Source organism: Actinospica acidithermotolerans (assembly GCF_018139625.1).
In the GTDB taxonomy this organism is placed as follows: domain Bacteria; phylum Actinomycetota; class Actinomycetes; order Streptomycetales; family Catenulisporaceae; genus Actinospica; species Actinospica acidithermotolerans.
On the sequence record NZ_JAGSOH010000019.1, the window covers coordinates 54,795 to 76,603 of the forward strand.

General features: G+C 71.5%; 9 protein-coding genes. 6 read left to right on the forward strand and 3 right to left on the reverse strand.

Annotation, left to right across the window (positions count from 1 at the left end):
* Nucleotides 1-274: 274 nt before the first annotated feature.
* A complete protein-coding gene (locus tag KDK95_RS09800; protein ID WP_212517749.1) occupies nt 275-9,931 on the reverse strand; it encodes an RHS repeat domain-containing protein in 9,657 nt (3,218 codons plus the stop codon).
* A 137-nt stretch (nt 9,932-10,068) separates the two neighbouring features.
* On the opposite strand from KDK95_RS09800, the gene KDK95_RS09805 reads away from it, so the two are divergent.
* Nucleotides 10,069-11,154, forward strand: a complete 1,086-nt coding sequence (locus KDK95_RS09805) for a LamG domain-containing protein (protein ID WP_212517750.1) — start codon at nt 10,069-10,071, stop codon at nt 11,152-11,154.
* Nucleotides 11,155-11,208: 54 nt separating this feature from the next.
* Here KDK95_RS09805 and KDK95_RS09810 read toward each other — a convergent pair whose 3' ends face one another.
* Together KDK95_RS09810 and KDK95_RS09815 are read right to left on the reverse strand one after the other, a co-directional pair.
* On the reverse strand, nt 11,209-12,171 hold the full coding sequence (locus KDK95_RS09810; RefSeq protein WP_212517751.1) for a transglycosylase SLT domain-containing protein: 963 nt from the start codon (nt 12,169-12,171) through the stop codon (nt 11,209-11,211).
* Between the two features lie 64 nt (nt 12,172-12,235).
* A complete protein-coding gene (locus KDK95_RS09815; protein WP_212517752.1) occupies nt 12,236-14,170 on the reverse strand; it encodes a right-handed parallel beta-helix repeat-containing protein in 1,935 nt (644 codons plus the stop codon).
* A 117-nt stretch (nt 14,171-14,287) separates the two neighbouring features.
* On the opposite strand from KDK95_RS09815, the gene KDK95_RS09820 reads away from it, so the two are divergent.
* From KDK95_RS09820 to KDK95_RS09840, 5 genes are all read left to right on the forward strand, one after another.
* A complete protein-coding gene (locus KDK95_RS09820) occupies nt 14,288-16,129 on the forward strand; it encodes a right-handed parallel beta-helix repeat-containing protein (RefSeq protein WP_212517753.1) in 1,842 nt (613 codons plus the stop codon).
* Complete coding sequence (locus KDK95_RS09825) at nt 16,126-17,166, forward strand: hypothetical protein (protein ID WP_212517754.1); 1,041 nt, start codon at nt 16,126-16,128, stop codon at nt 17,164-17,166. The genes KDK95_RS09820 and KDK95_RS09825 overlap by 4 nt, the downstream gene beginning before the upstream one ends.
* Complete coding sequence (locus KDK95_RS09830; protein WP_212517755.1) at nt 17,166-18,449, forward strand: hypothetical protein; 1,284 nt, start codon at nt 17,166-17,168, stop codon at nt 18,447-18,449. The genes KDK95_RS09825 and KDK95_RS09830 overlap by 1 nt, the downstream gene beginning before the upstream one ends.
* A complete protein-coding gene (locus tag KDK95_RS09835; protein ID WP_212517756.1) occupies nt 18,449-19,258 on the forward strand; it encodes an alpha/beta hydrolase family protein in 810 nt (269 codons plus the stop codon). The genes KDK95_RS09830 and KDK95_RS09835 overlap by 1 nt, the downstream gene beginning before the upstream one ends.
* 86 nt (nt 19,259-19,344) lie before the next feature.
* The gene (locus KDK95_RS09840; RefSeq protein WP_212517757.1) at nt 19,345-21,690 is read left to right on the forward strand and encodes an ATP-binding protein; all 2,346 of its coding nucleotides are present in this window, start codon (nt 19,345-19,347) and stop codon (nt 21,688-21,690) included.
* The last annotated feature ends 119 nt before the right edge of the window (nt 21,691-21,809 follow it).

Below are 21,809 nucleotides of genomic sequence, written 5' to 3' on the forward strand. Positions count from 1 at the left end.
CGCGCGACGACCGAGCGGACGACTCCTGGCGGTGCGAACTCGCGCGAGGCAAGAGCTTACGACATCCGCCCGTCCGGTGACCGGACGGGCGGATGTCGCAGGCCACGGACTAGGCCGTGTCTTCAAACTATCGCCGGGTCCGCGACGCCTGCCACGCACGCTCGCGGCGTTGCAGGGGCGGTTGCAGACGACCGAGTATGCGCCCGCCCCTGCGCCTTGCGAGCGCACGCGTCAGACGCCGCGGCCTGATCCGACGCAAGTTTGAAGACACGGCCTAGGCGCCGTTTCCGTTCTGGTTACCGCCGTCGCCGTTTTTCGCCGCCTCCTGCTGCGCGGCCACGATCTTCGCGACGTACCCGGCGTTGAGGGTGTCGGCGTGCGAGAGGAGGTCGTTGACGAGGAAGTCGGTGAGCATCTTCTCGCCGAATTGGAGGGTGATGTCGGCGAAGCCGCCCGAGTGGAACCAGCGGCCGGACAGGCCCACGTGGCCCAGCGTCTTGACGGCGCCGACGGTCAGGCCGCCGACGAGGCTTCCGGCCATGGCCCGGCCCGCCGCGTCCCAGAGGGCGTCGCCGCTCAGGACCGTGCCCTCCTTGCCGACGCCGAGGGTCGAGCCGGTGATGAGGGTGGCGAAGAAGCTGCCGAACGCCGGGACGAGCGTGCCGCCGACGAAGTAGTCGAAGGTGCCGGAGCGCCAGCGGGTCGGGTTCTCGTTGCCCGCCCACTCGTTGTCCCAGTGCTTGTCGTTGTTGTACGGCTGGCGGTTCCAGTCCTTGCCGCCGTCGATGTTCCGCAGGCCGTCGCGGAAGTCCTTCAGCCAGGTCTCCGTCAGCACGCCGTAGCCGGCCTTGAAGCCGCTGCGGACGGCGGCGCCCGCGAAGAAGCCGCCGACCTGGCCGGGCGTGAAGTCCCAGCCCTCGGTGGCGCCGGTGATGATGATGTTCGCCACGACGTCGATCGTGAAGTCCTGGAGGAAGTCGAACACCGACTTCTGGCCGATCTTCGTCCACTTGCCGCGCAGCTCGCCGACCGCGCCGTCGCTCCGGGTGAACTGCACCCGGTTGGGCTCGCGCAGCATCCGGTTCCAGCCGCGGAACTCGTTGAGCGCCGGAACCAGGCCCTTGACCTCGCGCTCCAGGCCGACCTGCGTCCACTGGCCGAAGGTGCCGCGCTCCATGATCGCGCCGGAGGTGCCGCGGTAGCGGATCAGATCGCCGTTCAGGTCGGTCATCCGCCACTGCTTCTGGAAGCTCTCCTTCTCGATGAAGTACACGCGGTCGCCGCCGGGGTGCGTCTCGGTGATCGCGTCGCGCTGCCGCCAGACGCTGCCGAAGTCGTACTCCTTCCACACGTTCATGCCGTGCGTGCCCTGGTCGCCGTAGATGCGGACCTTGCCGCCGATCGACTCGCGCACCGTCAGGCGGGTGCCGTCCGGCTGCACCCGGACGTCCCGCCAGTCCGCCGTCTTCGGGCTCCTGGCGTCCTGGGTCAGCGCGTGGAAGTTGCCGTTCGAGTCCTTCCATTCCCGCACGGCCCGGCTGGCGTTGTCCATCTCGCCCTTGGCGTTGAACTTCGCGGACTCCCAGGTGCCGTTGGGCTCGCGCCACGACCGCAGCGACGAGCCCTTGTTCAGCGCGCGGTAGTCGCGGATCTGCAGGAAGCGGCCGTCGTTCCGCTCGAAGTCGGCGAAGGAGTCGTCCCAGGAGCCCTTGCCGCCGTTGCGGTACGAGATGCGCACGCCGTCGTTGCCCAGGCCGTCGTCCCAGCTCCAGCGGCCGGTGCGCGGGTTGCCGCGGCCGACGATGTCGCCCGCGTCCATGCCGCCGAAGTGGTCGTTGCGCTCGATGAGCTGGCCCATCGTGTTGCGGGTGATCGACGGCATGTTGTCGTGCGGGCCGACCCCGTGCGGCTGGGTCGCGTCGAACTGCGGCCTGGCGTCGGAGGTGAAGTGCACGACGTCGCCCTCGTCCGTCGTGTACCTGGCCACGCGCTCGATTCCGGCGGGGTCGGTGAACCGGTCGGCCCACGTCTTGTTGTTGAAGAAGCTGCGGGTGCCGGACTGCACGACCGTGCTGCCGTTCATCTCCCGCCAGTGCAGCGGCGGCCGGCCGGCCGGGTTGTTCAGGCCGGCGGGGTACTGGTCCCAGCTGCGGCCGTCGGCGGTCTTGCCGATCTCGATCTTGTTGCCGTTGTCCAGCTTGATCGTGCTGCGGACGAGCTTGCCGCCGTCGGTGAAGTCGAAGTTCGATCCGTCCGGGGTCAGCACCCGCACGCCGTGCCCGGCCCGCGCCCCGGCCGCGTCCTTCTCGACCCAGCTGAAGACCTGGAAGCGCGAGTCGCCGGTGAAGAATCCGCGGTTCGGGAAGTCCACGGTGTCGTACTTCGAGGTGTGCCACTTCCACAGGAAGTCCGGGATGCGCTGCTCGGAGTACCGGGTGAACTCGAGCGTGTGGTTGTTGGCGATCGTCTCCAGGCTGCCGGTGTCCTTGCCCTGCTGCGAGATCTCCTTGAACGAGGTCTTCACCCCGAAGCCGTTGACGGCGTCGCCCGAGATGCCGTGTTCCCGGTAGTGGCCGGCGTGGGCGACGAAGTTGAAGGCGCTCCAGTGCTCCTGGGCCGGCCGGAACGCGGCGCCGTCGCGGAAGGTGTCCTTCCAGCCGAAGGCCCCGGAGCCCCACGGCGTCCTGGCCCGGTTGCCGCTCAGCTTCAGCGCGCCGTCCTTGTCGAACCGGGTCCAGGTGAACGAGCCGTCCGGCATCTTCTCGCCGCGCACCAGGCCGCCGTCGATGCCGGTGCGGTACTGCCGGATCGTCGCGCCCCAGCTGTTGACATCCTTGGCGTCGACCCCCGCGTCGTCGTTCGCGAAGCGCCGGAAGCCGTTGTCGGTCAGGTGGCCCGCGTCGTCCCAGCTGGTCCACTGGCGCCGGCCGTTCGGGAACTTGAGCACCTCGAGCTCCTGGCCGATCGCCAGCCGCTCGCGGCCGAACAGCGGCGTCTTGTCGGCGCCGGTGAGCAGCAGCGTGCCGTTCTTCTGGAGCGTGGCGCTGCCCGAGCTGTTGTACGCCTTCGGCAGTCCCGCGTCCCGGGCGCCGGCGTCGGTACGGGTCCAGCGGCCCGTCCAGGTGCCGTCCGCCCCCATCCGGAATTCCACGTCGAAGCGGTCCGGCGTCAGGCCGCCCTTCGCGTTCCGGATGCCGATGCGCGCGCCGATGAGACGGTTGCCCAGGTTGAACGTCCGGGTCTCGCCGAGGTGGGCGGCGGCTGTGTCGGTGAGGATGACGCTGTTGCCGTCGGCGCTGCGGGTGAGGGTGAACCGCGTCGAGACCGCGTTGCTGCCGTCGCGGACCTGGAGCGTCGGGTGGTTGTTCGCGTCGCGGTTGAGGTAGTCCGTGTTCAGCTGCAGTCCGCTGGAGTCCTGAAGGTGGTCCTGCCGCGACTCGATCCTGCCGAGGTTCTGGGTGAACTCCGCATAGTCGCCCTCGGTGAGGCCCACCCGGGTGTCGGTGAGCCGGACCACGTTCGCCCGGGTCGTGCTCTGCGCGAAGTGCGGGACGACGGCGTCGGTGTTGTCCCGGACGGTGACCGTCGGCCGGCCGTCGGCGCCGAGGTTGAGGTGGTCCTCGTGGATGTGCAGGTTGCCGAAGTCCTGCAGTTCGGTGCGCCGGTAGTGCATCGCGCCAGTCGCGCCGTCGAACTCGACGTGAGAGCCGCGGGTGGAGAAGGGGTGGATATCGGTGACGTGGAAGTGCCCGTTGGCGGCCCGCGCGCCGCGGAAGTTACCGACCACCGCGTTGGTGTTCGAGTCGCGGATGGTGATGGCCGGGTTGCCGGCGCCGTCGGGGTTGAGGTGGTCCTCGACGAGGTGCCGGTCGTTGAAGTCCCCGAGGTTGAAGCGCTGGGTCCGGATGTTCCCGGTCAGGCCGTCGAACTCCGTATAGGCGTCGTGCGTGTGGCCCAGGCGGGTGTCCGTGACCATGTAGTGCGTGACGCCGAAGCGGTTGACGTCGAAGTCGTGCGAGACGCTGCCGTCCGCGTTGCGGATCGTCGTCGTCGGGAATCCGCCCGGTGTGAGGTTGACGTGGTCCTCGTGGATGTAGCGGCCGCCGAAGTTCTCCACGTTGAGCTGCTGGTAGTGCATCGCTCCGGTGGCGCTGTCGAACTCTGCCACCGAGCCGTGAGCGTGTCCGTTGCCGATGTTGGTGACGACGAAGTCGCCGTTGTGCTCGTCGACCTGGAAGTCGGGCCGTCCGCTGCCGTCGGCGTTGTGCACGCTGATCGTCGGCTCGCCGTGGACGTCGAGGTTGCCGTGGTCCTCGAAGACGTGCAGGCCGCCGAAGTCCTCGAGGTTGGCGCGCCGGGCCAGGATGCTGCCGCTCAGGCCGTCGAACTCGGCCGTCGAGCCGTTGCGGTAGGTGTGGCCGATGTCGGTGACGACCAGGTTCCCGGCGGCGTTGCGGCCCGCCTGCAGGTCCGCCGACACGGTGCCGTCGGCGGCGCGGACGGTGGTCGCCGGATCGCCGTGGACGTCGGGGTTGAGGTGGTCCTCGTGGACGTGCAGGCCGCCGAAGGACTCGAGGTTGGTGCGCCGGGTGATGAGGGCGCCGCTGAGGCCGTCGAACTGCGCTCCGGCCCCGCGCATGTAGGTGTCGCTGGTGTCGGTGAGCACGAAGTTCCCGGCGGGGTCGCGCTCGGCCCGGAAGCCTGCGACCACGGTGCCGTCGTCGGCGCGGACCGTGATCGTCTGCTCGCCGGTGCGGACGTCAGGGGTGAGGTGGTCCTCGTGGATGTGCATCCCGTCGAAGGACTCGAGGTTGGTGCGCCGGGTGATGATGTCCCCGCTGAGGCCGTCGAACTCGGCCGTGGAGCCGTTCGAGTGCGTGTGGCCGACGTCCGTGACGACGAGGTTCCCGGCCGGGTTCCGCTCGGCCTGGAAGTCAGTCAGGACCGTGTCGTCGTGCGCGCGGACGGTGATCGTCGGCTCGTTGCGCGGGTCGAGGTTGATGTGGTCCTCGTGGACCTGCATGCCGTGCGACTGGGCCAGGTTCGTGCGCCGGACCAGGATCCCTCCGGTCACGCCGTCGAACTCCGACGCGGCGCCGTGCGCGTGCGTGTTGCTGACGTCGGTGACGATCAGGCGCCCGTCGCCGGTCCGCTGGATCTCGAAGCCGCCGATCGGCAGGCCGTCCTCGTTGCGGACGGACATCGTCGGCGCGCCGGTGTTCGGGTCGAGGGTGAGGCGGTCCTCGTGGACGCGCAGGCCGCCGAAGTCCTGGAGGTTCGTCTCCCTGGCCCGCACCGAGCCGGTGGTGCCGTCGAACTCGGTGAAGTTGCCCTCCTCGTGGGTGTTGCCGGTGTCGGTGACGGTGAAGTGGCCGTTCTCGTCGCGGATGACGAGGAAGCCGGCCATCGCGAAGTTCTCGTCGTTGCGGATCGTCGTCGTCGCGCCGCCGGTGTTCGGGTCCGCGTGGACGTGGTCTTCGTGGATGTGCAGCCCGTTGAAGTCCTGGAGGTTGGTCCGCTGGGTGAGCACGTGCCCGGTGACGCCGCTGAACTCGGTGGAGGCGCCGTTGCGGTAGTGGCCGGGCGCGATCTCGGTGACCGTGAAGTGGCCGTCGAGGTTCTGGGTGATCTGCCGTCCGCCGATCGCGTTGCCCGCGTCGTCGACGAGAGTGTGCGTCTCGCCGTTCGGGCCTGCCGTGTGATCGGTGCGGATGTGGACGTTCGTCAGGTCGAGGGTGCCGTGGTCGCGTGTCGTGAGCTGGCTGAAGCGGAGGTCGTTGGCCCCGCCGAAAGCGAGTGTGTGGACGCCGTCCTCGCTGGTCAGGGTGAATCCGGCGTGTGCGCCGTCGTGCTCGAAGTTCCAGCGGACGCCGGGGATGTCGCGGAAGGTCGCGCTGCCGTCGCCGTAATTCACCCGCAGGGTGCCGAAGTCGCCGCCGTACTGCGACGTGTGCAGGTCGGCACGGGTCAGCACCGCGTGGTCGACCCCGGTGGAGACCTCGACGATGTCGCCGTTGTGCGAGGTGACCGTGATCGTGTTGCCGTTGATCTCGGCGTGGGTCGGCGGGACGTCGGCACCGTCGTGCGTGGTGATCGACATGGTGTGGGCCTGCGGGTCGTGTATGTCGACCGTGAGATCGCCGATGCCGTGGCCGTCCGCGTGCCGTAGCGGCATTCCGTAGCCGGCCATGTGGCCGCCGGCGTCGTAGCCCATCCAGACGTCGCCGTTGTCGGTGAGGTCCAGCCGGAAGCCGCCGGTGCCGTCCTGCGCCGGATGGAAGGAGAACGCGTCGGTCGTGCCGTCGCGGAAGAAGGCGTGGGCGAGGTTGTTCTCGTGGTCGAGCAGCACGCCCGTCGTCTCGTTGCCGAGGTGGTCGAACAGCTGCCTGGGCTCGATGGTGAGCCTGCCCGCGAAGTCGAACTGCCACATGCGCCAGTCGTTCGCCGCGCCGATGGTGATGTTGCCGTTCGCCGAGTGCTCGACGTCGAGGCCTGTCAGGTGCTCGTCCGCGGTGCGCAGATCGGCCAGGCCGCCCGCGGTGTGGTCGACCGTCACGGTCCCGAATTGCTGGCCGTGCACGTCGACGAGCACGCGCTCGGAGGCGATGAGCGTGCCGTCGTGGCTGAACTCGCGGAACCCGTTGTTGTCGAACGAGTCGATGCGGATTCCGCCGTGCGCGAGGTCGTCGGTGAGGGTGCCGTGGAACAGCGTCTCGCCGTTGTGCACGTTGACGACCTCGCCGAACTCCTGGCGGTCGGTGCCGAAGGAGATCACCAGCTGGTGGTCCTGGCCGAGGGCGCGGGTCGCGACCGTGACTTCGCCGGTGTCCTCGTGGACGTGCAGCGGAACGTCGGTGTCCTTCATGCCGCCGAGCAGCCGCGGCCGCTCCTTCAGCGAATCCAGGACGGCGCCGCGGTCCTGCAGCGTCAGGTCGAGGGCGCTCGTGCGCACGTCGTGCAGCTTCGCGCTCGCCTCGGCGAAGCCCTTGGCAGCGTTCTGCAGGTTGTGGACGGACTCCGCCTGCGCGTTCGTCTGCGGGGCCTTGCCCTTGAAGGCCGGACCGGCCTCACCCACCTTCGGGTCGGCTCCGTGGAACTGCAGGTCGTGGTCGGCCTTCGCCTGGATGAACAGGTTCTGGGCCTGCTTGAAGTCGGTCCAGGCGACGGCCAGCTTCTCGCCGTTGGGGTCGATCAGGCCGGGCTTTCCCGCGAGGTCGGGTTCGGAGAACTCGGTGCCGCGCGAGCCCGCGGAGTGCGCGGCGCCCTCGTCGACGCCGGTGCTCGAGACCGCCGGGATCGAGCTCGAGTCCGTCGCCGGCTCGATGATGTCGTGCTTGGTCCCGAACTGCCCCTCGCTGATGTTCACCCGGATCCCCGAGTCGTTCGCGTGGACGGGGATCTCCGGGTTCGCCTGCAGGTTCCTGATCTCCGGCGGGATGGCGCCGCGCGAGTCCTCGCCGAGCCGGCCGACGTCCAGCTGAGGGGCGGTCAGCCGCGGGGTGCCGGTCGAGGCGTTCAGGTGCACGGCGGTGGCGCTGTCGTTCGCCGCGAGGTGCTGCAGGGCGTTGACGTCCGGATTGGCCAGGTGCAGCGCCTCGCCGGACATGTTCACGTTCAGTTCCGTGTGCGCGTGCGTGCCGATGTTGACGTCCACGTTGGCGACGTTCGCCGTGAGGTTCACGTGCGCCGTGTCCACGTTCGTCACCTCGACGTGGCCCGCGGAGATCGACTTGCCGTCGATCTTCAGGCCGGAGTCGGTCTGGGTGACCGGGAGCCCGTGCATGTCGGCGACGTTGATCTGCGTGTGCGCGATGGCCGAGAGGTTGGGCAGCTCCTGCGCGGTGGGCATCTTCGTGACCGCGTTCGAGGCCAGGTCCACGTTGTGCAGGTCAGAGGTCTGCAGGTTGTTGATGTGCAGCGAGGGGATGTTGATGTGCTGCAGGTTGCCGGTCATGTGCACCGAGCTCGAGCCCAGGTTCGGCGCGCTGGTTTCATGCAGGATCGGCATGTTCAGGTTGCCGTCGTGCAGACCGGAGACGTTGACGTCCGTGGTGTGGATCACCGGCAGGTTCAGGTTGTCGGCGTGCATCGCCGGGACGTTGATGTCAGTCGTGTGGATCGTCGGCACGCTCAGGTTCTCGCCGTGCATTCCGGCGACGTTGATGTCCGCGGTGTGCAATGTCGGCACACTGAGTTCGCCCGAGCGCAGTCCGGCGATGTTCATGTCCCCGGTGTGCATCCCGGCCACGTTGATGTTCGCGGCGTGCAGGTTCGGGATGCTCATGTCGCCGCTGCGCACCGACGAGATGCTCAGGTTGTCGGCGTGCATCGAGGGGATGGACACCTCGGCCGAGTGCAGCGTCGGCACGCTGATGTGCGAGCTGTTCATGTCGATGTTCGCCGGCAGCTTGTCCTCGTGGACGGTCACGAAGGACAGGTCGTTCATCTTCGTGATGACGGTGCCGTTGCCGATGTTGTTGAGTTCCTTGGGGAACCGCAGGTCGGGGATCTCCAGCTTGTTCAGGCCGAAGTTGGTGTGCGGCATGTGCGTGCTGATCGTCCCCACGCTCAGCGCGTCGTGCGTGAACCCGGCGGCGAGGTTGCCCATCGAGATCCGCGGCGCGGAGATGTGCCCGTCCAGCGTCGCCAGGCGGAAGTCCGTGTTCAGATTCGGCAGCGAGGCCTCGAGGCCGTGGCCGATGTTGATGTCGATGGCGCTGGTCTTCGGCACGTCGAGGTAGCCGAAGCCGGCGAAGTGGAACTCGCCCGTCTTCACGCCGCCGAGCGCGAGCTTGCTGAGGTCGAGCAGGTTGGTCGCCGGGGAGGCGGTGATGCCGAGGCCGCGCTCCAGGAAGCCGAGCCGGAACGCGGACATCAGGCCCAGCTTCTCCACCTCGATCGCGTCGATCGGCAGGATCAGGCTCAGGAAGCTGCCGGTCCGCAGGCTGGTGAAGATCTTCAGGCCCCCGGCGACGAACAGCTCGCCGAGCTTGGCGGCGAACGTGGTGCCCGCGGTGATCAGCGTGGTCGGCAGGTCCTTGAGCCCGTTGAGCACCCAGACTCCGCCCTTGAGGACGAAGTTGCCCATCTTCGTGAGCGTCTCGATGGACAGCAGGTCCGTGAACTTCGTGTTCACGAGCAGGTCCATGAAGTCGGACAGGCCCGCGCGGATGGAGACGAAGCCGGTCTTGGCGAACGACGCCATGCCCTTGACCAGGTCCACGAGCTCGCCGAGCGAGATGCCGCGGGTGGTCGGCGCGATCACGCCGAGCAGCGCCAGCAGCAGGCCGCCGATGCTCAGGTTGCCCTGCGCGAACTGGACCAGGGCATTGACGAACAGCACGGCGTTGACCACGAACTCGACGAGCGCGAGCACCCCGCCGAAGATCATCGCGGGCAGGATCAGCAGCAGCGCGATCCACCCGAGGATCTGCAGGAACTCCTCCCACGCGCTCAGCGGGTCGGACGGCCCCGGCAGGTTCTCGATCGCCGAGGCCGCGGTCTTCGCCGCGGACGTCAGGTCGGAGCCGGCCTGCGAGGCGGTCGAGGCCCAGCCCTTGACCGTGGAGTCGGTCGACTTCAGCCCGGAGTTCTGCGCCTGGGTCAGCAGGTTGTCCGCGGTGGTCTGGTGGTCGTTGAGGGCGGTGAGGTAGGTCTGCAGCACCGGCCCGGCCTGGGTGAAGGCGGTCTGCGCGCTCTTGACGAAGTTGGTGATCCGGCCGTTCATCTGAGCCTTGAGCGCGTCCGCCGTGGCCCCGGAGAGGTTGCCCGTGTCGGCGTAGCCGTTCACCTTGTTGATGGTGTCGAGGATCGTCCCGTAGTCCGTCGCCAGGGTGTTGATCAGGTTCAGGACGTCCTGGACCTGGTCCGGGTCGCCCGGGGTGGGGTCGCTGGACAGGCCCAGGGCGGACCAGTCGCTCGGCCGCGTCATCGCTTGCTCTTCTCTTGGGTCCGGGGTGAACGCGGCATGGCGCTGCTGCGTACCACAGCACCGAAGGCGGTGCCGGAGCCGGGCCGCCGCCCGTGCCGAGGCCGCCTGCACGACCACCCGAGGAGTGTGCGGAGATCATGTTCCGTGACCGGAAGCCAGAGTCCGATCAGTCGAAGTTCGTCTGGAGCGAGGCCGGCGCGCGGGCCGAGGCGGCCCGGCCGAAGCCGGAGGCCGAGGACGCGCCGCCCGCGCCCGCCGGATCCTGGCCCGCGCGGCACGGCCGGGCCCTGGTCGCCGCCGCGGTGATCGTGCCGCTGGCCGGCGGCGGCGCCGGCCTGACCGCGTACTACAGCGGGCAGCACGGTTCGGCGATGACCGTGTCCGAGGCCGCGCAGGAGTCGCTGAGCCCGAGGACCGCCGTCAGCGTGCTCAGCGCGAGCCCGAGCGCCGACCCGAGTCTGAGCCCCAGCCCGAGCAAGAGCCCGAGCCCCTCGCCGTCGCCGAGCAGGACCACCGCCGAGCCCGTTCCGCCCGCCAGCACGGTCACCGTCGTCAAGACCGTCGCCGCCACGCACGCCGCGGCCGCCAAGACCACCAGTTCGCCGCTGATCGGCTCCTGGCCGCTCAACCACAGCGCCGCCGACCTCACCGGCGGGCACAACGGCACCGCGTACAACGTCAGCTGGGACGGCGGCACGGGCGTGTTCACCGGTGCCAGCGACAGCTTCGTGGCCACGTCCGGCCCCGTCGTCGACACCGGACCCGGCAAGAGCTTCACGGTCTCCGCCTCCGTCTACCTGGTGGCGTTCCCCTCCGCCCCGCATTACGCGGACACGGCTGTGAGCCAGGACGCCGGTACCGACAGCGGCTTCTACCTGCAGTACTTCCAGCCGGGCAACTGCTGGGCCTTCTCCCGCGTCGCGACCGACACCACCAACCCGACCGAGGCCGACCGCGCCACCTCCAGCAGTACGCCGCAGCTGAACACGTGGACCCACCTGGTCGGGGTCTACGACGGCAGCACCGGAAAGATGTCCCTCTACGTGAACGGCACCCTCGAGGGCACAGCCACCGACAGCACGCCCTTCGCGAGCAACGGCTCCCTGGCCATCGGCCGCGCGTTCTACGACGGCGGCGACACGGACGGCTTCGACGGTCTGATCACCGAGGTGAAGGTGTACGACGTGGCCCTGAACGCGTCCCAGGTCGCGGCGCTGAGCTGAGACGGCCCCGCCGTGGCGGGCGGCCGGCGTGTGGAGTCTCATCGACCGGCCGCCTTAGTAGCCCCGCCAGCAGCTGCCGTCGCAGCGTGCCTGGACCATCTCGTCGAGCGAACCGTAAACGGCGGCGGCGTAGCGGGCCGCGGCGATGATGTTGTCCACCGGGTTGTAGATGTCGGTGTAGCCCGGCAGCGCGTACTCGTCGAAGGTGGACTGGATCGTCTGCATCAGGCCGATCGACGGGTGTCCCGACGCCGCGTTCGAGTCGGACTCGTTCACCGAGTCGGGGTTGCCGCCGGACTCGTGCATGGCCGTCTCGTACACGGCCTTGTAGGAGACGTCGTATCCGTGCCGCTTCAGGACGCTGATCGCCTCATTGATCCACTCTTTGAGGGAGCCGCCGGACGAGGTGGCGACCGTCGCGTCCGAGGCCTGCGTCGACGAGGCCTGACTGCTGCGGTGGGCCGTCGTGCTCGTCTTCTGCGACGCGGAGCTCGTGCGGTGGTGGGTGAGGGAGGCCTGCGCGGTCACGACGTCGGATTGCGCGGCCTCGGTCCTCACGGCCGTCGGCAGCGTGAGCGACCAGCCCGGCATGATCAGCGAGGGGTCGGTGAAGCGCTCGCCGTCCGACTCCTCGCGGTCCTTGTTCAGCGCGAAGATCTCGGTGTAGTCGCTCGCGTCGCCGAGTTTCCGCTCCGCGATCGCGGAGAGCGTGTCGCCCTCCTTGACCTTGTACACCACGGTCGCCGTCTCGGGCTTCGTGGCCGTCGCCTTGGCCACGAGTACGACGTGCGTGTCCTTCTCCGGCGCCACCACGACCCGGTGGCCGACCTCTGCGACGGGTGTGCGGTGCTGCTCGTCCGCCGTCGTGGCCGTCGTCGAGTGCTGATCGTTCTGGGCGTTGAGCGCTGCCGCTCCGGGCATCGCCACGGCGCCGATCGCCGCGGTGCGCAGGGCGACCATCCGTACCTTCGTCGCCGAACCCGGCTTGCGGTGCTGCGGCTTCCGCGAAGTCGACATGAGAGCGCTCCCTGAGGGGTGGAGTGTTCGCTTCCTCGGATTACGGGGCGGAGCGGGCGGTCGTTCAGGCGAGCGTCGTCGGAGCCTGCGACACCTCGGGGGCGGGCTGCGGCGCGGGCGCCTGGGCCTCGGCCCCGGCCGCCGGCTCCGGGTCGGCGAAGGGCAGCGGCACGTCCTGCGGCAGCAGCACGACCAGGTCCTCGGTCGTCGGCTCGGCGAGCGCGGCGGTGCGCTGCGCGTGCCGCTCGGTCAGCACCTGGAACAGCTGCCGGGCCGAGCGGCCGTTGCCGAAGCCCGCCTCGCGGCGCATCGAGGCGAAGAAGCGGATGATCGCGTCCTCGGTGCCGGGGCCGAGCTCGTACCTGTGCTCGACGACCTGGTTGCGCACGATCTCGGCGAGCTGGCCGGAGGAGTAGTCGTCGAACATCAGGGTTCTGGTGAACCGGGAGGCCAGTCCGGGGTTCGAGTCGATGAACCGGTGCATCTCGCCCGGGTATCCGGCGACGATCACCACGACCTCGTCGCGGTGGTCCTCCATCAGCTTGACCAGCGTGGCCACCGCCTCCTGGCCGAAGTCGTTGCCGCCGCCGAGCGGGACCAGCGAGTAGGCCTCGTCGATGAACAGCACGCCGCCGAGCGCCTTGCGGAACACCGCCGTCGTCTTCGGGGCGGTGTGCCCGACGTACTCGCCGACCAGCGAGCCGCGGTCCGTCTCGACCAGGTGCCCGTGCTCGATCATGCCGATCGCGTGCAGGATCTTGCCGTAGAGCCGGGCCACGGTCGTCTTGCCGGTACCGGGGTTGCCGGCGAACACCAGGTGCCGGTTGGTCGGCGGCGGGGGCAGCCCGATCTCGATCCGCCGCCGGGCCAGGCGCATCACGTTGATCATGGCGGTGACGTCGCGCTTGACCGAGTCGAGCCCGATCAGGTTGTTCAGCTGCGCGATCAGCTCGTCCAGCGTGCTCTCCGGCTCCGCGTCCTCGTTCCCGTCCTTCCCGGGCGGCGGCAGGGTGGAGACCGCCACGTCGCTCACCTGCACCTCGCTCAGCCGCGGCTTCGCGGAGTCGGCGATGTCCAGATCCTGGTCCACGTGGTGGATCTTCAGCGACCGCAGCACCGGATCGGCCCGCTCGCCGACGTGCACCGCGGGGAAGGCGGTGCCGAAGATCTCGCCGTCCTCGAACTCGCCGTGCGAGTCGTCCGCGAAGAAGACCCCGTTCTTCCCGGCCCCGGCCACCACCACGCCGCGCGCCTTCGCGGTCCCGCCGGTCCACACGACCAGCGCCGAGCCGCCCGCCTCCTCGATCCGGCAGCGGTCGATGCGCGCCGTGGTGCCCGCGCCGACCAGGATCCCGGCGCGCTCCGTCTTGTGCACGGTGCAGCCGCTGAGCGCGACCCGGCCGGTGGTCTCCGCGCTGATCCCGCTCAGCCCGCTCTCCCGGACCGAGCCGCCGTCGATCCGCAGCGAGGACTCCTCGGTGGCCCGCACCCCGTGCTCCCTGCTCGAGGCCACGACGCAGTCCTCGAGCTCCAGGTCCGCCTTCCCGGCCAGGTGCACGGCGCTGAACGCGGTCTCACCGAGCTCGCAGCCGATCAGCCGGGCCGTCGCGTTCCCGCCGAGGAACAGGCCGTTGCCGTTCACGCTGGTGATGTGGCTGCGCTGGGCCGTGAGCCTGGCCTCGTCGCGCAGGCCGACGCCGGTGGAGGAGGCGCCGCGCACCACGCAGTCGCTCAGCTTGAGCCGGACCGCGCCGCCGGCCATCAGGCCGGCCCCCTCGATCGTCAGGCCGCGCAGCTCGGTGTCCGCGCGCACCGCGCAGGGCTTCTCCAGCCGGATCGTCACCGACCCAGGGCCCTCGGCCGCGACCAGCGTGACCGGGCGCGCGAACGAGAGCTGCTCGCGGTAGCTGCCCGCGGGGATCTCGACCACGGCGCCGTCCGAGGCCGTGGCGAGCATCGTCATCACGGGTCCGGCGTGCGCGGCTGTGCTTCCTGACATCTCCACACCGAGGGCTACGGCCGTCCGGCCCTTGTCGTTCACCCGCCGGGTGAACGACGCGGCCGATCCGCACGTAGCCCTCGGTGTGCGGGGTCATCTGAAGGGAGCCGGATCGCCGTGACGCCACTGCCGCAGGAGGCCGTCGCCGGGACGCAGCAGCGCCGCGTCCCCACGCGCGAACGGCTGTCGCTCAACCTGATGATCGCGAATTCGACCGAGTCGGAGATCGTGCTCGCCGCCGGCACCTACCGGGAGCAGATCGTGCTCGACCGGCCGGTCACGCTCGTCGCGGCGGGCGATCCCGGTTCGGTGCGGATCCTCGCCGAGCGCGGTCCGGCGCTCGTCGTGCGTTCCACGGCCACCGTCCGCGGCATCGTGCTGGAGTCAAACGATCCGACCTGGCCGGCGCTCTTCGTGGAATCGGGCTCGCCGGTGTTCGAGCAATGCGAGGTGCGCGGCGCGCGGGCCGAGGCGGCAGGCAGCGCGACGCCGACCTTCCGGCGCTGCACCTTCAGCACCTCGGCGCACGCCGGGATCTACGTCCGCGAGCGCGGCGGCGCGCGTATCGAGCGCTGCGCGTTCAACAACATCCGGGGCCACGCGCTCGTCGCCGCCGGCACCGCGCGGCTGGAGATGCACGAGAGCCGCGTGGAAGCCTCGGAGGGCGCCGGGCTGCGGCTGCTCGACGAGGCGCGCGCGGACGTGCTCTCCAGCACGTTCTCGGCCTGCCAGGGCCCCGGCGTCACGGTCGCGAACGCGGCGTCCGCGCGCCTGCTCGGCTGCCGCATGATCGGGGGAGCGGCCGAGGGAGTGCGGGTCGACGGCAGCTCGCCGCTGCGCTCGGCCGCCGCCGTCGCCGCGGATCCGGCCGAGCCGACGCCTGGCCAGATCCTGCACGCGCTGAGCTCCGGACCGCTCGCCGAGCTGCACGGCGTGGTCATCGAGGACTGCGACATCGTCGGGGTGGCGCTGGAGGGCGTCGTGGTCGGCGCGGGGCAGGCGCGGCTCGATCGCAGCAGGCTGACGGGCGCCCGCCGGGCCGGGGTGCTGGCCGGCGGGTCCGCGAAGGTCGAGATCCGCGAGTGCGCCATCGCCGGAGCGGCCGCCGCCGGGGTCCTGGCCCGCGGCACGGCCAAGGTGCGCGCCGAGAGCACGGACATCACCGGCTGCGGGCCGTACGGCATCTCCGCCATCGAGCACGCGGACGTCGAGGTCACCGACAGCCGCGTGACCGACAGCGCGCTCGTGTCCACGCACCTGACCGGGCACGCCACGATCCGCGCCCTGCGCAGCACCCTGCGGGACAGCCGCGGCCACGGCGTGCTCGCGCGCGGCCACGCCATCGCCGAGCTGACCGGCTGCCGGATCGAGACCTGTACGCGCGACGGCGTGCGCGTCGAGGGCGCGGCCGATGCCGTGCTCCGGGACAGCGAGGTCGCCGGCTGCCGGATCGGCATCGTGCTGGCGACGCGGCACCACCCGGTCGTGCGCGGCTGCCGCGTGCGCGACGTGCAGCGGATGGGCATCGTCGTCGGCACCGGAGGCATGCCGGTGATCGGCGACTGCGAGGTCGAGCGGACCGGGGACGGCGGGATCTTCCTCGACCACGGCAGCGCGGCGCACATCGAGGACTGCCGGGTGCGGGATGTGGCCGGCGGCGGCATCGTGGTCGGCGCGGGTGCCCACCCGACCGTGCGCCGTGCCAGCGTGACCGGCAGCGGCGACGCAGGGCTCTACTTCCACGACGGCGCCGCAGGCGTATTCGAGGACTGCGAGATTACCCTGCGGCCCGGCGGATCCGCGGTGCGGATGGGCGTCGGCGCGACGCCGGAGGTGCGCGGCCTGCGCGAGACAGCCGAGGCCGCCGCCGCACCCGCGCCGGTCGAGGACGAGCGCCCGCTGATCGAGGACGAGCGCCCGCTGATCGAGGACGAGCGCCCGATGGTAGAGAGCGTGTGACGGCGATGGTCAGCATTCCCGAGGTGCACAGCGGTCTCGGCATCCGCGCCGCGGTGCGCGAGAAGCTCTCGACCGTCGTCGGCGGCCGCGAGGACACCGGCCGTCCCCAGCCCCCGCGCACCGCCGCGCTTCCCGGACGTCCCGGCGTCGGACCGGCTCCGGGCCGGCCCCGCAAGCTCGCGGAACCGCTCGCCGATCCCGCGACGTGGCACGCCGTGGACGCCGCCGAGCGCTGGGCCGGCAGCGGATCCACCTGGCCCTACGCGGTGCTTCTTGGGCCCGAGACGGCTACCGTGCGCATCACCGGACCCGTGCCAGCGGTCACGGTCGAGCGCGCGGCGCTGGCCGCCGCCGACCCCCTCGCGCAGCCGGGCCGCGCTCCATCCGCCTACGCCTGCCTCGGATCGAACGGCGCCGACCTGATCTTCCTCGACCTCGCGCTGATCCCCGGCGTGCTCACCGTCGACGGCGACGCCACCGCCGCCAGTGCGTTCATCAGCGGCCTGACGGCGCAGTTGGTGGCCGGCGGCGCGCATCGCGTGGCCTCCATCGAGCAGTGGCCGCAGGCGCTCGACGAACTCGAAGACGAGGGCGCCGGCAAGCTGGCGTTCCTCATCTGGCCCCACCCCGACGCCGAGACCGCCGCCCGGCTGCATCGCGCGGCCGACCTGCGCCCCTGGCTGCGCATCATCGTGATCGGCGACACCAACGGGTCGCGCTGGCCGCTGACGATCACCGCGGACGGCGTCGTCACCTCGCTCGCTCTCGGCCTGTCTGCCGCGACCACGGGCCTACCGCAGCAGCTCGAGCCGCGCGCCGTCCTGCGGGAAGCGGTGGCCGCCGCGCTGCCTCCCACGACGCCGGTGCCCGCGCTCGCCGCCGCTGAGCCGAAGCGCAACGCCGCCCCCGAACTGCCCCCGCTGTCCCTCGACGAGCATCCCGGCCTGCTCCCGCTGCCCCCGCGCGACCCGGCGCTGAGCATCGAGCCGTTCGCACCGTCGGCCAACGTCCCGGCCCTGGCGGGAGGACCGAGCTGATGGCGATTCAGGACACCCTGCCATCCGACCCGATCCGGGTGCGTCGCCGCGACCCGCACTCGCTCGTCGAGGTCCGCGCGGTCGGCGGCGTGGACGCAGGCCGGATCTGGTCCCTCGGCATGGGCACGCACACGCTGGGGCCGGCCCCCGACAGCGCCGTCCACCTTCGGGGGGCGCACGCCGGTCGCCCGGGCGTGCGGCTCACCGTCACGGCCGGCGGCGAGGCCTGGCTGGCGATCCCCGACCCGCGCCCCGAGAACAGCGCGCTGCCGCCCGAACCCGGCGTGCCCACGCTGCGCACCCTCCGTCCGATGGAGCCGGCCGGCACGCCGTGGGCGTTCCCGCAGGACGCGGCGAGTGCCGCGCAGGAGCTGCGGTGGCCGGAGGGCGCGCAGCTGTCGATCTACGGCACGCGGCTGAGTGTGGCGCGCATCCGGCCCGTCCGCTCGGCCGACCGCGCGCCCGCCTCGGACCTCGAACGCGTCGAGCGCGACGCCCTGTTCGAGCGGGCCGTCCGCTGCGCCGAGGTGCCCGACCCGGCCGCCCTCGCCGCGGACGTGACCGGGCGGCGGGCGACTGTCGGCTGGCGCAAGCCCGGCATGGACGGATTCCTGCGGCTGCGCCTCGGCTCCGCCGACGGCGGCTCGCGCACCGAGCGCTGGATCCTGCCGGGCCTGCCCTGCGCCGTGGACCTCGCGGACGCCGGGATCCTCGGCGTCGCGTCCGTGAACCTCGAGGCGGCCCGCGCCCTGGCCCGCTGGCTCGTCGTCCAGGCCGCGACGCACTGCGCCCCCGACGACCTCGGCATCCGGATCCTCGCCGATCCGTCGGCCGGCCGGTCCTGGGAGTGGGCCGCGAAGCTGCCGCACGGCTCCCGGCAGGGCGAGGCACCCGCGGCGACCGACCCGCGCAGCGTCGGCCGCAACATCGCCGAACTCGCCGCCGAACTCGCCGCGCGCGCCGAGCTGCCGCCCTCCGAGGACCGGCCCAGCCGGGCCCTGCTCGCCGTGATCGACCGTGCGAGCATGCTCCGGGAGGTCGACGGGGTCGCGCAGATCCTCGGCAGGGGGCCGGAGTTCGGCATCTACGCGATCTGCGTGGACACCATCGCCGCGATCGTGCCCGAATGCCGGGTCGTCGGGCGCACCACGGCCGACGAGCTCGCGCTGAGCGTCCGGCGGCAACCCGAGAGGGACCGCGGCGGCATCACCCCCGACCTGGTCGGCACCGAATGGTGCACCCGGGTGGCCGGCACCCTCGCGTCAGCCGGGTCGACGGGCTGATGAAGCTCACGCACGGCAGGACGCTCGCGGTCCGCTACGGCCCGCGCGAGTCGCAGAGCGCCGAACTGCACCTGCCGAGCGGCGAGGGCCCCCATCCGGTGGTCGCGCTGCTGCACGGCGGGTTCTGGCGCGCCTCGCAGGATCGCGAGTCGATGCGGCCGCTGGCCCGGGACCTCGCGCGGCACGGATTCGCCGCGCTCAACCTGGAGTACCGCCGCATCGGCGAGCCGGAGGCGGGCTGGCCCGGCACCTTCCTCGACGCCGCGGACGGGGTGTCCCTGGCCGAGCAGCTGCCCGATCTCGACGCGCGCCGGGTGGCCGTCGTCGGGCACTGCTCGGGCGGCCACCTCGCGCTGTGGGCCGCCGCGTGGCTCAGCGGCCTGCGGTTCGGCGCGCAGGCGGGTACGCGGGTCGTGCGGGCCGTCGTCACCCTCGGCGCCGTCACCGACCTGCGCGCCGCCGAACGGGACGCGCTCGACCTGCCCGCGCCGCTGGCCCCCGCCGACGGCCCGCGCGCGGCCGTCGCTCTGCTCGGCGGCGCCTCGGTCGCCGTGGCCGGGCGCTACCGGCTCGGCTCGCCGCTCGACCTGCTGCCGCTCGGCCGCGAGACCGCGCAACTGCTCGTGCACGGCGCCGCGGACGAGATCGTGCCGCTCGACCACGCACTGCGCTACGCGCGCCGGGCCGAGCAGGTCGGCGACTGCGTCAGGCTGCTGCGATACCCCGGGATGGGGCACTTCGACATGCTCGATCCCGGGCACCCGGCATGGCGTGCCTCGCTGCGTCACCTTCATGAGAATCTGTTGTGATGAACTCTGCGACAATATCGGCTTAAGGCCTGGTCACAGGCCTACATCGGCTGGTTGTGCGTACCGGAACGGGCTACTGTGCAGACATGGCGCCCCCTGGCGGACCGGAGTCCGCGCTGGTCGGTCGGCACGTCGCGATCGCCGCGCTGCACGAAGCACTCGGCGGGCTCGCGCGCGGCCGCGGCCGCGGTGTGCTGATCGAGGGCGAGCCCGGCAGCGGGAAGACCTCGCTGCTGGACACGCTCCTGCGTGCGGCCGGAGCCGATGGCGGGCGGTTGGCGGTGCGCACCGCCGCCTGCGTGGACGCCGACCGGCGCACGCCGCTCCACGTCCTTCTCAGGGCCCTGCGTATGAAGTCCGCGGACGCGGCCCTGGAGGCCATCGCCGTCACCCGGGTCCTCGTGCTCGTCGACGAACTCTGCGCCCGCGGCCCGGTGGTGCTCGCCATCGACGACCTGCACGCGGCGGACGAGGCGACGCTGCTCGTCTGGCAGCGCCTGTGCGCGGTCGCCGCGCGTGCCCCGCTGCTGCTGGTCGGCGCGGCCCGGCTGCTGCCGCGCAGACCCGAGATCGACCGCGTCCGCAGCATCCTCAAGGACAGTGACGGCCTCGTCCTCGCCCTCGATCAACTGGCCCCTGACAACGTTGCCGAACTCGCCGCCCGGCTCCTCGGCGCGGCGCCGGGGCCACGGCTGATCAAGCGGCTCGAATCGGCCGGCGGCAATCCGCGGCTCGTCCGCGAGCTCGTCGAGGCGCTGAGCAAAGCCGGGGCCATCGAGTTCGACGACGCCGGAGCGGAGCTCGCCGCCGATGCCGCGCCGGAGCCGGTGGACCTCGTCGCGGCGACCGTCGCCGCCCGCCTCCGCTACCTCGACGAGGAAATCAGAGAGCTGCTGCGCACGGCCGCCCTGCTCGGCGCCGAGTTCTCGGTCACCGAACTCTCCGCCGTCCTGCGCCGGCCCGCCGGATCGCTCGCGACCGCCATCCAGGAGGCGATCGCCGGGGGAGTGCTGGAACCGGTCGGACCTCGGCTGCGCTTCCGGCACGGACTGCTGCGCCAGGCACTCCAGGAGTCCACGCCCGGCCCGGTACGCGAGGCCATGCGCCAGATCGCCATCCGGGCCCTGATGGACCGCGGCACACCGGTCGAGCGGATCGCGGAGCTCATCGCCGCCGACCCGGACATCGCCGACGGCTGGGAGACGCCCTGGGTGGCCCGGCACGCCGTGGCACTCGCCCAGCGCGCGCCCGACCTCGCCACCGACATCTTCGACCACGTACTCGGCCGCGACGGCATCGGGACGACGGAGCGCGCCGGGCTGCTCGAAGGCCTCGCGACACTGTCCTTCACGCTGCACGGGCTCGGTCGCCGCGATGAGGCCGAACGCGTCGCCGCGCGGATCGAAGCGGAACCCAGACTACCGTCGGTGTGGCAGGCCCGACTCGCCGCCCGCGCAGCGGATTCGGCGGCTGAAGCGGCCAAGGCGCTGGCAGCCGGCCGAGCGCTGGCCGACCCGATGACCGTCGGCTACGCGCTGGCGGCCGAGGCGGTCGTCCGCTTCCGCGCCGGCGACGGCACCGGCTGCCTCGACGCCGTCGAGCGCGCGCTGCACGCCATCGGGCCGCCCCCGAGACTCCCCGACTGCCGCCGGGTCCTGGCCGACATCGGCGCCGCCGTGCGCGCCGACCTGGCCTACCGGGAAGGCCGCTGGGACGACGCGCGCGTCGAGATCGACGCCGTAGCCGACCAATCCGAGCTGCACGGCCTCGCCGCCCTCATCGCGCTCCGCCGGGACGACGACCGCGCCGCGCGATCCCACCTCGCGGCCGTGGGGGAGCAGGACGCGTACGCGCTGCTCGCCCGAGCCGCGTACGCCGAGCGCGCCCGCCGGCCCGACGAGGCACGCGAACTGCTCGGCGCGATACCCGCCTCGCGTCAGACCGCGTCCGCGCGGCTCGCGGCCGTCCGCCTGGGCCTCGCGGACGCGGCCACGAGTCAGCTCTCTGCCGAGGTAGGGTTCCTGCGCGACGCCGGCCGCCCGGCCGATCTCGGCCAGGCGCTCGAGGAACTGGCCGTGCACCGGGCCCGCGACGGGGACGAGGCAGCCGCCCGCGAGGCCGCGGGCGAGGCGCTGGCCGGCTACGCGGAGCTCGGCGCAGCCTGGGACTCCCGGCGCGCCGTGGCCCGGCTGCGGGCCCTCGGCGTGCGCATCGGCGCCCGGGCCGGACGCCGGCCGAGCAGCGGCCCGCAGGCGCTGACCGAATCGGAGCTGCGCGTCGCGGAATTCCTCAGCCAGGGAAAGTCCAACCCTGACATCGCGGTCGAATTGTCGCTCTCCCGGCGCACCGTCGAGACGCATGTGTCGCGCATCCTCGCGAAGCTCGGCGTGCGTACCCGCCGCGAGGCCGCCGAGCTCCTGCGCGGGGAATGAGGCGAACGGCCGGGGAATTCGACGACGCCGCGAGGCAAACAAGCATCGAATTCTGCTCCCGATTTAAGAAAGGCTTATCGAATCCGCGGCCGGTAACCGTGAATACGTACGTGAGGCCG